A 12995-nucleotide genomic window follows, 5' to 3' on the forward strand; every position below is an offset into this window, starting at 1 on the left:
TTCATGTTCTATCTTTTTTATTTTAAATCAAAAGGAGGTTTTCTTATTAAAAAATGAAACTTTAAGTTCATATGAACGTAAATATAGGCGAGAGGAAAAGTCATACTGTACGCCGACGAGGAGGGGAAAAAATGAAAGTCATGATCGGTTCTGTCATTTTGCTCATGATCATAGGGTTTGGAGTATGGCTGATGCTTAGCCCGCTTTTTAAAAAAATCGGGAGCGGAGCGGGCAAGATCAAGAAAACGCTGGAGGATGACGGGGATGAATGACATTCAAACGAAAAAGAATAAAGGCAAAGCATGGTTTGGCGGAATCATCGTAGCGGTCGCCTTAATCGCAGGGGGGTTTTTGGCATCGCTGTTTATCGAAAAGATTCCGAATGGCTACGTCGGAGTCGTGTACTCTCCAAACGGGGGCGTAAAATCGGAAACGCTTGATCAAGGCTGGCATTTCGTCGGACTGTTTGACAAGGTGACGGAGTATCCGGTCCGGATGCAGACCGTAAACAACCAGGACATTCAGGTGGCAACCTCGGACGGAAAAAACATATCAATGGATATCGCCTATAACTATGTCGTCCAGCCTGATAAAGTCGTAGAGCTGTTCAACAAATTCGGTGCCGTAGATATATCATCGATTGAAGACAGCTATCTGAAAACAAGGCTGTGGGACGCTGCAAGAAAGTCAATATCGAAATATTCAGTCATCGATACGTACGGCCAAAAGTCTTCTGAAGCTGCAGCGGAAATTCAAAAAACGTTTGCAGATGATATGAAAAGGCTCGGTTTTGTCATCGACGATTTAACCCTCGGGGTTCCCAAGCCTGATAAAGCGACGCAAGAAGCGATCGATGCGCGCGTCAAATCATCGCAGGAACTGGAAAGAACGCAGACTGAGCTCAAAATTGCCGAAGCTGAAGCGAAGAAGAAAAAGATCGAAGCCGAAGGGATCGCAGAGTATAATGAAATTATCAAAAAATCAATGTCAGACGAAATGATTCAATACCAATGGATACAAAAGTGGGATGGAAAAATGCCGAAGGCTACGGGTTCGAATGCTTTCATCCAGCTCCCGCAAGATGAAAACGATAAATAGGTCAAACACATCCGTGAAAAATCCCTTACTTGTCTAAGGGTTTTTTCGCGTATTTGATCGAATAAGGAAGGAGGGCGGAAAATGCTTGCATCGAACGACATCCTTTTGACATGGAGAAAATTTGACCATTTTCCGATGGAAACGCTGACGAAAGCGTGGTATGATCAGCGGGCCGGCGAAAAGAAGCAGCGAGATGTGTCTTTAATGAAAGAGCATTACCGCCAATACGGGATTTCAGGCAATTGCTTTGACCTGGCGATTTGGCTGCTTGACGAATTTCAAAAAGACGGGATAGAAGCTTATACATCATTTCAAAACAGACGGCGTGCATGCCGCGGTGATCGCCCTTGATGAAAAAGGTAGGCGTTTTCTATGCGATTTGGGTGACCAATGGCTGCAGCCGATTTTAGTGGACGTTGACTCCGAAGACTTTACCGTTGAAAAATTGAGCGGCTTTTTTCCGGCTGCCCAGGTTCAAGTGAGGCCCGTCCCAGAGCGAATAGAAGTCGTTTATCACAGGCCTAACGGAAAAACGTCAACCCAAATCTATCATCCGGAGCCTGTCGACAAGAAGATGTTTTTAGAAGCCGCCGAATACTCTCAAAACGTACTAAAGAATGAGCCGTTATTGGAATGCAGAGTGCCGTATCAAGGTGAAACGGCGCATTGGGAGTTTTCCGGCTGGAACAGCTGGTTGAGCACAAGCAGGGGGATGGTCACAGAGCCCGCTTACGGCGATGTTAAGGGATGGGCCGAAAAAATTCATCACATGACCGGATATAACAAACATGTCCTGCGCGAAGCCTTGGAGATTTACAGCTTACGAACGTAAGATTTTGCTATTGAAAAAAACGGATTTTATTCATATCATTTTTGGTGAGGAGAGGATAACATGAGCCACTATGATCAACAATACAACGCAATCATCCAAAAAATCATTGAAACCGGCATTTCTGATGAAGAATATGACGTGCGGACAAGGTGGGATTCAGACGGCACTCCGGCCCATACATTGAGCATCGTCAGTCAGAAGATGCGTTTTGACAATTCAGAAGTTCCGATTTTGACGACAAAAAAAGTGGCTTGGAAGACGGCGATTAAAGAATTGCTGTGGATCTGGCAGCTTAAATCAAACGATGTCCGGACGCTTCAAGATATGGGCGTGCACATATGGGATCAGTGGAGGCTTGAAGACGGCACGATCGGTGCGGCTTACGGGCATCAATTAGGCAAGAAAAACAGAACGATAAACGGCGAAAAAGTAGACCAGGTCGATTATTTGCTTCATCAATTAAAGCATAACCCGTCATCGAGAAGGCACATCACGATGCTGTGGAACCCGGACGATTTGGATAATATGGCGCTGACGCCGTGCGTATACGAAACGCAATGGTATGTAAAGGAAGGAAAACTATCCTTGGAAGTAAGGGCGAGAAGCAATGATATGGCATTGGGAAATCCGTTTAACGTGTTCCAGTATAATGTATTGCAGCGGATGATAGCTCAAGTGCTGGGATATGAACTCGGCGAATATATTTTCAATATCGGGGACTGCCACATCTACACCCGTCATATCGACAATTTACATATTCAGCTCAAACGCGAGCAGTACGAGGCTCCAAAGCTGTGGATCAATCCGGACGTCCAAAATTTTTACGACTTTACGATTGATGATTTTAAATTGATCGATTATAGGCACGGCGACAAGCTGACGTTTGAAGTTGCAGTATAAAAACAGGCGGGAAACCGCCTCTTTTTTTTGCTTTCGGGAGGAATCAACGTGAAGAAAAAACTCGCCTGACTTTATGCACATCATTCAAACATTGTATTCTCAGCATACGATATCGAGATCGTTCATTTTCCAGATCCGATGTTTAAACCTGAACAAAAAGCAAGGGAGCAAATGAATGGATGGCTGCGGGTAAGTCTGATGCGATTCTTTTGACTTGCACCTATTATATTGCCGTTTTGGAGGGGGCTTCGCTGCCTGTTTCAACGCCGGTTATAAACATTTTGATGAAATCTGCCGAACGAACGCATCCGGATACTGTGAAAGGAACGATGGATCGTCTGAACCGCCATGCAACTCACCGCCAGGCATCTGTGGATGTAGAGATTGCCGTAATTGATGATGCGTTTGACCTGATCATGAAAGGAAGAGCACGAACATATGGTGGCAAGTTTTTTTGAGTACGTTTGAAAGACGGCTGCAAGGCGGTGGCTGCCGCTCAGCTGGCGATGACAGATGCCGCAAAAACAGCAAGTCAGACAGGGGGAGGGTACGATCAGGACGCCGCTTGATGTACTCGAGGCTGATATCGTCAATCAACTTAAGCTAAAATGGCAAGGGTGGAAACCGGCAGCGGTTTTTCCATCTTTTTTTATAAATCAGTTTCAATTGGCAGAGGAGATTTCATCATCGACAGCCAATTTATAACATTGAAGCAAAGAGGGCGGTCATACCGGCTCTTTAGCGAAGATACAGCCAAGCTTTCCCGCCCATTTCAGCGCTTACATTATAAGAAAGAGGTGTCTTTAGAATGGTGCAATTCAGGAAACCTTTTGATGTGTCTCTACATGCAGGATGGCGGTCTCATTTTCGTGAGGATTCCATTACGCTACCAGAAATGGAGCAGCTCAAAGCAAGGATGCAAAATCTGATACAGCATGCAGGGGCTTCTCAAAGCGTTGAAGTGACAGATGCCAGGGTGACGGCCGAAGGAGAGATCACCTCACTGTTAAAGGAGCGGCTGGACAAGGAATATCATAAACTTCTCAGCAAAATCACCAGGGAAGTAAACGTCGAAGATTTTGGGGCTGTACCCGACGGCAGGGACAATACCGAAGCTTTTCAGAAAGCGATCGGCACAGGATGCGTTAAGGTAAACGTTCCGGCAGGCGTTTATCTTGTTCAGGGAATTAAGCTACCGTCCTGGACGTATTTCGTCGGACAGGGAAAAGGCGTAACGGTCATTAAGCTTCACGAAAACGCCCCCGCCTATGAGTGGGTGATCACAAATGATGACTATGAAAATGGAAACCGCAATATTTTTGTCCAGGGCATGACATTAGACTGGAATCCGGACAGACAGGGCGGCGTGAGAAATCCGGGCGGGCAGTATTCAAGCTGTTTAACGTTTGCCAAAGTCGAATTCGGCTGGATCAAAGATATTGAAGCCGTCAATGCGGGGCTTCACGGCATTGATATTACATCGCCGACATATGACCACCTGCCTGATACCGACTGGACAAAAGACGGTTCCAAATATATTTGGGTCGATAATTGTGTGGCGTATGGCGCAGGGGATGACGGCATTACCACGCATTACAGCGAATACGTTTTTATTTCTAACTGCCATTCGGCAAATCCGCGCGGAACAGAGCATGCTGAAGGGATGTCCAACTCCAACGGGATAGAGATTGACGACGGATCCAAACACGTTTGGCTGTTAAACAACATAACAAGCGGGAATATCCGCGGGGTGGAAGTGAAGGCGCACGAGATGTGGCCGGCTTCGCAAAACGTTCATATCATCGGGCATATCTCCTACCGTGATGTCCGCGCGTTCGACCTTCGGCATATCGGCCATCACCAGGCTTCAGATCCGGAAAGCACCACAGCGTACGATGTCACGCTCACCGACTGTACGGCCGTCGAGCCTGTCTTCAACCCGCTTTACGACGGTGTGACGCCGAGGGCGATCGTTGTTTCTGCATATAAGAATGTATATGTCAACGGATTTACGGCGATCGGCGATCCCGAGTATGACTATGGAGGCAATCCTGTGGTTGCTTTACAGTACCGCAGCCAAAACATCACGATCAACGGGATTAAAATCCGCGGGTTTAAAAAGGCCGGTGTTGATATTAATTTATCCGGCGGGGCCAATAAAACCGATTATGTCAAAATATCAAACTTCGATATTTATCATTCCGCTCCAAAAGGAATCTCGATCGGCGGCGGGCTTTATAACGTCAATATGATGAACGGAACGATGATAACAGACAGCGGAACGGTTGGAATCCAATCGCCAAACAGCCAAGCCGTGATCATCGGCGTGCAGGCGGCCGGATATGATGCGGCAGCTTCCATTAAAGGCCAAACGTATGAGCAGGTGCCTGTCAGCTTAAAGGGTGGGGCGCAAATTGCCACCACCTCAGGCTTTGCGTTTGGGGAATCGAGCGCCGTCATTGCCGGCACCGGCGATATTACGGCAAAAGGCGAAAGAAATGCTGTCATCGGTTCTTCAGGCGGTTCGATTACAGAGGGCTCCCGCGCTTTCGTCGCTGCTTCAAACAACTCCCATATTAAAGGAAACAGCGTATCGAGATCGATTTTGTCTTCAGAAAGCATTACGCTAGAAGAGCCGTACACCGTGGCAGGCGGATACCAGACCATCAACTGGCTTTTGGACTCTCTGCACGGGAACGGCACATTTGCCGGCTCTGTAAGATCATCATTGCCCTGCGGATACGGAGAGTATTTTGAAAGTGAAAACGGGCAGCTGATCGATACGGGGACCATCGTAGCATTAAGAGGGGAAAAAATCGCGCCAGCTCAAGAAAGGGATGATATGCTGGGTGTTGTGTCGGAAACGGCTGCATTTATATCGGGAGAATCGAGCTTCACCTGGCAGAACCGCTATTTGACAAACGAATTCGGCGGATTGATATATGAGGAAAAAATGGATGAAGAAACAGGGGAGCTGATTCGCGTACCGAAACAGAATCCACATTTTCAAGAGGTTTTGGAAGAAAGTTATCTTTCACGGGCTGCAAGGAATGAATGGCATGTTGTCGGACTGTTGGGCCGGCATTACGTCCGGATAGACAGTACGGTTCGCCAAGGAGATTACGTCAAGGCGCTTAACGGGATCGGGACGAGAGCATCTGAAGGCTCCTGGAAGGTGATGAAAATAACTGCCCCATACAATCCTCAAAATGGATACGGCATCGCGCTTGCTATGATCAAATAGTAAATTGAGACAGGTTTCTAACTTTCACCAAGGAAGTGATAGTGATTGAACAGGAAAAAGCCGATGCCAAGCTGCCAAACATTTTTCGTGTGAATGAGCTTTTTGACAAGCGCGACAGAACGTTTATTTTAAGAAACGTAAAGAACGGACAAACCTTTGTCTACATCAAGAAAAGAGCCCAATGAAAGGCTGACGTCCGATCCGCTTTTTAAGCGGAAAATGCGCTGTTCGGATTTCAGACCGGGACCGTCAGAGATGAATACGATGTCAAGCGCCTGGACGGCGTGAAAAGGGAGTTTGATTCCTGGAATCGCGGTCATTTGCCCGGGGCGGGTATGCATGATTCGGTTTTACCAGGCGATGGCCGGGGTATCGGTGAGCAGCGCATGGAAGAATGGATCCGGAAATTGTCATACGGAAATAAGCGGCTGAATCGGTCAGTTTTGGCGTGCAGCACACTGAAGATTTCCGCGATCGTACAAGCGGATTTCACGGAAAAGCTGTACAAAGAATCGCTGCCGTTTGATAAGCCCGTTATGAAAACAGTAAAACGGATGATGATTCAGGAAGAAACGGACAGCTGTACCCTTTATGGAAAATCCGGCGCGAGATTGTCCCGCTCCGGATTAAGATGGTTTGCAGGCTTTATCACATCAGGTGACAGCACTTATGTATTCACTCTAAACATGAACGGCTCAGTAAGGGAATAAACAAGAATCCCCCTGGTCTATCGGCAAAGAGATTTGAATACCTTTAAAGAGTTTCCTTTGTGCAACTTTTTTGTTGACAGCAAATATAGTTTTCGAGATAATGAATTTGTAAGCATATTATGAATTCCTCTTTTTCAGGTTCGTATCCCGCGGGACATGAACCTGATTTTTTTGTGAAGAAAAAGGCTGCCGGAAAACCGGCAGCCGAAACGAGATGCTTGCAGATTAATGAACGGTCCGAAACACGCCGATGACCTTTCCGAGAATGGTCACATTTTGGAGAATGATAGGCTCCATCGTCGGGTTTTCCGGCTGAAGGCGAATGTGGGTCGCTTCTTTAAAGAAACGCTTAACGGTCGCTTCATCGTCTTCGGTCATGGCAACGACGATATCCCCGTTGTTTGCCGTGTTTTGCTGCTTTACGATCACATAGTCTTTGTCCAATATTCCCGCGTCTATCATGCTTTCCCCCATAATCTCCAGCATGAAGACATGCTCGTCCGGCGGAGCCAGTCGATCCGGCAGCGGAAAGTACTCCTCGATGTTTTCGACGGCGGTAATCGGCGTTCCGGCCGTTACCTTTCCGATGACGGGAACGTTCACAACCTGGCTTTGCGGAATGTGTACCCCTTCTTCAGTGTCCAATATTTCGATGGCTCGCGGCTTTGTCGGGTCCCTTCTGATCAGCCCTTTTGACTCGAGCCGCGCCAAGTGGCCGTGTACGGTTGAACTTGATGCCAGGCCGACCGCTTCGCCGATTTCCCTGACGGAAGGCGGATAACCTTTGCGTTTCACTTCTTCTTTGATGAAACGCAAAATATCAAGTTGTCTTTTTGATAGCTTCGTCATGATTTGCACCTCAAAACGTCGATTTTAGCTAGATTATAGCATGTTTTTCCTTTGAGTACAAACATAGGTTCGAAAAAAGCGATTGACAGAAACATTTGTTCGTATGTATACTGAACAAAAAGCGAACAAACATTCTATCTTGAGGTGATCGTATTGAAAAGAGAATCATTGATTTTCGTCAGTCTATTTACCGCTGCGATTAGCACCTGTGTTCTGTTTTTGTCTTTTGCCGCTAAGCTCGAAGAAAGCAAGCAATATGTTAAAATAGAAGTTCAGCAAGGAGATTCGCTATGGAAGCTGGCCGACCGCATTGAAGGCGGAACAGCTGCTGACAAGCAGAAATTCGTCGAGTGGGTTGCGGATCGAAACGGTCTGCCGACGTCTGTCATCAAACCCGGCGATGTTTTAGTCGTGCCGGTAACGAAGCAGCATTCTGATCAGTATCAGCTGGCGGTTGTAGAATAGAAGGAACGGGGGGATTTCTGTGAATGCGATTATATACACCAGGGTGAGCACGGCGAAAGAAGAGCAGGAGACCTCCTTAAAGCGGCAGGAAGAAGAGCTTGCAAGGCTCGCCGCCGAACACGGCATGACCGTCGTAAAAGTCATTTCCGAACAAGCGAGCGGATACGAGCTGGATCGGGACGGCGTTTTTGAATTGCTCGAGGAGATTAAAACATCCGATGTCGACGCCGTTTTAATCCAGGACGACACGCGGCTGGGCAGAGGGCATGCAAAGATTGCGCTCCTTCACTTTTTGTATAAAGAAGGCGTTCAAGTATATACGCTTGCCCATAGAGGACAGCTTGAGCTTTCTGAAGCCGACTCAATGGTTTTGGAAATCGTCGGGATTGTGGAGGAATACCAGCGGAAAATACATAACCTGAAAATTAAAAGGGGCATGAAAAAAGCGGTCGAAAACGGCTACCGCCCGGAAAAGAACTTAAAAAACCGCGGCGGAGGAACCGGGAGGGAGCGGATTGAAGCGCCGCTTTCGGAAATCATCAGGCTGAGGGAAAACAAGCTGACATTTGCCGAAATAGCAGCCGTCCTGAGAGGTTTTGGATACAGCATTTCCAAAGCTACCGTCCACCGCCGCTATCAGGAATATATGGAGGACGGAGTAGCCGAATCTGTTGTCAAACGAGACTGAATTTAGTAGTATGAAGGTGAAACAAAACAAAGGAGTATATCATGATTTCTAAAGAGAAAATAGCCAGAATCAACGAGCTTGCCAAAAAATCAAAAACTGGCTCTTTAACAGACGAAGAAAAAGCCGAACAGCAAAAGCTGCGGCAAGAATATTTGAAGGGCGTCCGCGCATCTATGAAAAATACGTTGAAAAACGTGACGATTGTAGATCCTGAAGGCAACGATGTGACTCCCGAAAAGCTGAAAAAAGAAAAAGGGAACCGCAGGCTGCATTAATTTATGGGAATACGTCAATATCGTATTCCTTTTTTGTATATACTACAAATGACATTTGTTCACGATTTTTCATTCAGCTTTTGAGCTGAAATGGTTGTGAAAACCGATGTGTCGATTTATGATAAGAAAGTAGAGTACATACAGGAAGGGGATTAAAATGAAAACGATTGAATTAAAATCTGTGGCAACGATACGAACATTATCTATAGATGCCATTGAAAAAGCAAAATCCGGCCATCCGGGTATGCCGATGGGAGCTGCTCCGATGGCTTACACGCTTTGGACGAAAATGATGAATGTGAACCCTGAAAATCCAAACTGGTTCAACAGAGACCGCTTTGTGCTGTCTGCGGGACACGGTTCGATGCTTTTGTACAGCATGCTTCATTTAAGCGGCTATGACGTTTCAATGGAAGACTTGAAGAATTTCCGCCAATGGGACAGCAAAACGCCGGGGCATCCTGAATACGGACATACTCCCGGGGTTGATGCGACGACCGGTCCGCTCGGCCAAGGAATCGCAATGGCAGTCGGCATGGCGCTTGCAGAACGCCATCTTGCGGAAACTTACAATCGTGACAAATATCGTGTCGTTGACCATTATACATACAGTATTTGCGGTGACGGAGACTTAATGGAAGGAATCTCTTCAGAAGCAGCTTCCCTTGCAGGCCATCTGAACCTCGGCCGTTTAATCGTGCTGTACGATTCCAACGATATTTCCCTTGACGGAGATCTTGACCGCTCATTCTCCGAAAATGTGAAGCAGCGCTTTGAAGCGATGAACTGGGAAGTCCTTTATGTTGAGGATGGAAACAATATTGCCGAAATCACTGCAGCGGTTGAGAAAGCAAAGCAAAATGACAAACAGCCGACATTGATCGAAGTAAAAACGACGATCGGCTTCGGTTCTCCAAATCGGGCTGGAACGTCAGGCGTTCACGGTGCTCCGCTCGGCGCAGAAGAGGCTAAACTGACGAAAGAAGCATATGAGTGGACATATGAAGAAGATTTCCATGTTCCTTCCGAAGTGTACGAACACTTTAATGAAACGGTGAAAGAACCGGGCAAACGCAAAGAACAGGAATGGAACGAGCTGTTCGCCGAATATAAGAAAGCTTATCCTGAGCTTGCCGGGCAGCTTGAATTAGGTATTAACGGAGAACTTCCGGCAGATTGGGATCAAGATATTCCTGTCTATGAAAAAGGAAGCAGCCTTGCTTCCCGAGCTTCTTCAGGAGAAGTATTGAACGGAATCGCAAAAAGAGTGCCGTTTTTCTTCGGAGGATCTGCCGATTTGGCCGGTTCTAATAAAACAACGATCAAAAACGGCGGAGATTTTTCAGCGAAGGACTATGCCGGCAGAAACATTTGGTTCGGTGTCCGCGAATTTGCCATGGGCGCTGCTTTAAACGGAATGGCTCTCCATGGCGGTCTGCGGGTGTTTGCGGGTACATTCTTCGTCTTCTCAGACTACTTGAGACCGGCGATCCGTCTTGCCGCATTAATGGGGCTTCCGGTCACATACGTATTTACCCATGACAGCATCGCTGTGGGTGAAGACGGACCGACGCACGAACCGATTGAACAGCTTGCATCGCTTCGCGCCCTTCCTAACTTGTCTGTCATGAGACCTGCGGACGGTAACGAAACGGCCGCTGCATGGAAGCTTGCGCTGCAATCGAAAAGCCAGCCGACTGCGCTTGTCTTGACGCGTCAAAACCTGCCGACGATCGATCAGTCTGCTGAGGCGGCATATGAAGGCGTGGAAAAAGGAGCCTATGTCGTATCAAAATCTCAAAATGAAAAACCTGCGGCTATCCTGCTTGCGAGCGGATCAGAGGTCGGACTTGCGATCGACGCCCAAAGCGAACTTCGGAAAGAAGGCATTGATGTATCTGTCGTCAGCGTTCCGTCTTGGGACCGCTTTGACAAACAGTCAGACGAGTACAAAAACGCCGTTCTTCCTTCTGACGTGACGAAGCGCCTTGCCATTGAAATGGGCTCTCCGCTTGGATGGGAAAGATACACAGGCACTGAAGGGGACATTCTCGGAATCGACCGATTCGGCGCATCTGCCCCTGGCGAAACGATTATGAAGGAATACGGTTTTACGGCTGAAAACGTAGCAGACCGCGTGAAAAAACTGTTGCAGAAATAATGTAAGGTGATATAGAAAAGAGAATGATCAGTCCAATCATTCTCTTTTCTTTGTTTTCGACAAAATTAGTCCCTTCTCTTATCATCATCAGACAATTATTTCTCTCCCCCTTTTGTATAATAGAAGGCATATCATCAGAATCGTGATACAAGGGGGATGGGACAGGGATGGAACGCCATTATTACACGTATTTGATTGAAGAGGAGTTTGCGAGCCACTATTTCGGAAAGGAATCTGTCATGTTCAAACTTTTCTATGATTATCATTGGACAAGCCCTGAGGAAAAAAAGTCACAGCTTGCGGCTAAGCAAATCGAGTATATTACAAAGCCGATTCCGGTTTCCCATATTCACAAAAGGCTTAAAATGAACCTCAGCAGGGAGGACTATACACAGGTCGACTGCATATATCGGCTGCTCGTCCCTGAGGGAAGCGCTTCCTTTATCATGAAAGACCAATATATCGAAATTCTGGCAAACGGCAAATTCGATGCCGAAACCGTCTTTTTTGAAATATTGAGGAAAGTGAGCCCTTGCTTTCTCGCGATGGATTTTGGTATGGAACGATACGGGTGGCTCAACCCTGTAAAAGAAAGAAATTTTATTTAAAAGAAAGAATTTGGACTGTAAATGTTGTATAATAGCCTTTGGTTTAGTACACTTTATACGAGACAACATGAAGGAGGAAATTAAATGGATTTATGGGTTGTCATCCTGGTGGGCGTTTTGGCTTTGCTCGCAGGTGTTGCACTAGGATTTTTTATCGCTCGTAAATATATGATGAACTATTTGAAAAAAAATCCGCCAATTAATGAACAAATGTTACGCATGATGATGATGCAGATGGGCATGAAGCCGTCCCAAAAGAAAATTAATCAAATGATGAAAGCCATGGAAAATCAAACGAAATAATGCGAATGCGATTATGACATAGAAGAAACATGGTTATAAAATAAAAAACCCGCTTTTTTTGGGTTTTTTATTTTGATCTATAATTATTGTGTGCTGCCGCTCAGCGATAGTTTTTGGTATTCTAAAAGAAGGATATCAAGCTGCTGGCTGTGCTGAATGGTAATATTTGATGTCATGCCATTTGTCATGACAATTTGCAGCAACTCTTTTCTTTTTTCCTCAATTTCATAAAGCAGGTTTTCTTTCATCACAGGAATTTATCCTTTCTTCTGTATATCATCTTTTCTGATGCCTACTAAATGCTATTATATCCATATATAGGTTTCTTTTCAATTCAAAAGGCAGGAAGGGTAAATAGCCGAAAATCGATTATATAAAGAAATTCGGAAAGACTATATCTTTTTTGGTGATATGTTGGAAAATTGAAATGTAATTGTCATAGTAGATGTTTTTCTTGCATGATATTCCTGTAAATGGAAGGGAGAAAGAGAATGACAGATATTAATTATGTTCTGGCTTTCGGCGCAGGATTCCTATCTTTTATTTCGCCTTGCTGCCTGCCGCTGTATCCGGCATTTTTATCCTATATCACCGGCGTCAGCATGAGTGACATTCATTCGGACAGAATGATGCTGCAAAAAAGAAGCCTGCTGCACACGGTCTTTTTCCTGATCGGATTTTCGGTTATTTTTGTTGCCTTAGGCTACAGTACATCGCTTGTCGGCTCCTTTTTTAAGGATTACCACAATTTGATCAGGCAGCTTGGAGCCATATTGATCATTTTTTTCGGTTTTGTCACATTGGGCGTGTTTAAGCCTGAATTTTTAATGAAAGAGAGGCGGCTTCACTTTAAAAACAAGCC

The 12995-nt window shown here is 46.0% G+C and carries 17 protein-coding genes and 1 pseudogene; 16 read left to right on the forward strand and 2 right to left on the reverse strand.

Translation table 11 applies throughout. From position 1 onward, the window contains the following. Positions 1–131: 131 nt before the first annotated feature. From V7126_RS23190 to V7126_RS23230, 9 genes and pseudogenes are all read left to right on the forward strand, one after another. On the forward strand, positions 132–272 hold the full coding sequence (locus tag V7126_RS23190; protein ID WP_164918159.1) for a hypothetical protein: 141 nt from the start codon (positions 132–134) through the stop codon (positions 270–272). Further along, on the forward strand, positions 265–1098 hold the full coding sequence (locus V7126_RS23195; RefSeq protein WP_175075171.1) for a prohibitin family protein: 834 nt from the start codon (positions 265–267) through the stop codon (positions 1096–1098). The genes V7126_RS23190 and V7126_RS23195 overlap by 8 nt, the downstream gene beginning before the upstream one ends. Before the next feature lie 81 nt (positions 1099–1179). After that, positions 1180–1930: pseudogene (locus V7126_RS23200) on the forward strand (hypothetical protein). Between the two features lie 60 nt (positions 1931–1990). Then, entirely contained in the window at positions 1991–2830 is an 840-nt protein-coding gene (locus V7126_RS23205; RefSeq protein WP_335499554.1) for a thymidylate synthase, read from the forward strand. 179 nt (positions 2831–3009) lie between these two features. Further along, positions 3010–3288, forward strand: a complete 279-nt coding sequence (locus V7126_RS23210; protein ID WP_046132803.1) for a hypothetical protein — start codon at positions 3010–3012, stop codon at positions 3286–3288. A gap of 55 nt (positions 3289–3343) precedes the next feature. Then, on the forward strand, positions 3344–3535 hold the full coding sequence (locus V7126_RS23215; protein WP_046132804.1) for a hypothetical protein: 192 nt from the start codon (positions 3344–3346) through the stop codon (positions 3533–3535). Positions 3536–3638: 103 nt separating this feature from the next. After that, on the forward strand, positions 3639–6074 hold the full coding sequence (locus V7126_RS23220; protein ID WP_335499559.1) for a peptidase G2 autoproteolytic cleavage domain-containing protein: 2436 nt from the start codon (positions 3639–3641) through the stop codon (positions 6072–6074). Positions 6075–6115: 41 nt separating this feature from the next. Further along, entirely contained in the window at positions 6116–6259 is a 144-nt protein-coding gene (locus tag V7126_RS23225) for a hypothetical protein (RefSeq protein WP_157759336.1), read from the forward strand. A gap of 39 nt (positions 6260–6298) precedes the next feature. After that, positions 6299–6784 (forward strand): penicillin-binding transpeptidase domain-containing protein, encoded by a 486-nt coding sequence (locus V7126_RS23230; protein WP_330217801.1) that lies wholly within the window; start codon positions 6299–6301, stop codon positions 6782–6784. Between the two features lie 225 nt (positions 6785–7009). On the opposite strand, the gene lexA is transcribed toward V7126_RS23230, so the two are convergent. Then, positions 7010–7633 carry a transcriptional repressor LexA gene (gene lexA / locus V7126_RS23235; protein ID WP_046132806.1) on the reverse strand — a complete coding sequence of 208 codons (624 nt, stop codon included), beginning with the start codon at positions 7631–7633 and terminating at the stop codon, positions 7010–7012. Positions 7634–7786: 153 nt separating this feature from the next. Here lexA and yneA point away from each other — a divergent pair, with 153 nt between their 5' ends. The 6 genes from yneA (at position 7787) to V7126_RS23265 (ending at position 12133) form a co-directional block, all read left to right on the forward strand. Then, entirely contained in the window at positions 7787–8098 is a 312-nt protein-coding gene (gene yneA, locus V7126_RS23240) for a cell division suppressor protein YneA (RefSeq protein ID WP_046132807.1), read from the forward strand. Positions 8099–8117: 19 nt separating this feature from the next. Continuing rightward, entirely contained in the window at positions 8118–8786 is a 669-nt protein-coding gene (locus tag V7126_RS23245; RefSeq protein WP_046132808.1) for a YneB family resolvase-like protein, read from the forward strand. A gap of 41 nt (positions 8787–8827) precedes the next feature. Then, a complete protein-coding gene (locus V7126_RS23250; RefSeq protein ID WP_046132809.1) occupies positions 8828–9061 on the forward strand; it encodes a DUF896 domain-containing protein in 234 nt (77 codons plus the stop codon). A 157-nt stretch (positions 9062–9218) separates the two neighbouring features. After that, the gene (gene tkt / locus V7126_RS23255; RefSeq protein ID WP_046132810.1) at positions 9219–11222 is read left to right on the forward strand and encodes a transketolase; all 2004 of its coding nucleotides are present in this window, start codon (positions 9219–9221) and stop codon (positions 11220–11222) included. Positions 11223–11389: 167 nt separating this feature from the next. Next, positions 11390–11830 (forward strand): sporulation inhibitor of replication protein SirA, encoded by a 441-nt coding sequence (gene sirA / locus V7126_RS23260; RefSeq protein ID WP_046132811.1) that lies wholly within the window; start codon positions 11390–11392, stop codon positions 11828–11830. 84 nt (positions 11831–11914) lie between these two features. Further along, positions 11915–12133, forward strand: coding sequence for a YneF family protein (locus V7126_RS23265; RefSeq protein WP_003182236.1), 219 nt, complete (start codon positions 11915–11917; stop codon positions 12131–12133). 83 nt (positions 12134–12216) lie between these two features. On the opposite strand, the gene V7126_RS23270 is transcribed toward V7126_RS23265, so the two are convergent. Further along, positions 12217–12381: an aspartyl-phosphate phosphatase Spo0E family protein gene (locus tag V7126_RS23270; RefSeq protein WP_046132812.1), complete on the reverse strand. Its 165-nt coding sequence runs from the start codon at positions 12379–12381 to the stop codon at positions 12217–12219. A gap of 243 nt (positions 12382–12624) precedes the next feature. Between V7126_RS23270 and V7126_RS23275 the strand changes: the two genes are divergently transcribed. Then, positions 12625–12995, forward strand: a 371-nt coding sequence (locus V7126_RS23275; protein ID WP_335499726.1) for a cytochrome c biogenesis CcdA family protein, incomplete at its 3' end; no start/stop codon positions are given.

Source organism: Bacillus sp. JJ675, assembly GCF_036963165.1.
GTDB lineage: Bacteria > Bacillota > Bacilli > Bacillales > Bacillaceae > Bacillus > Bacillus glycinifermentans.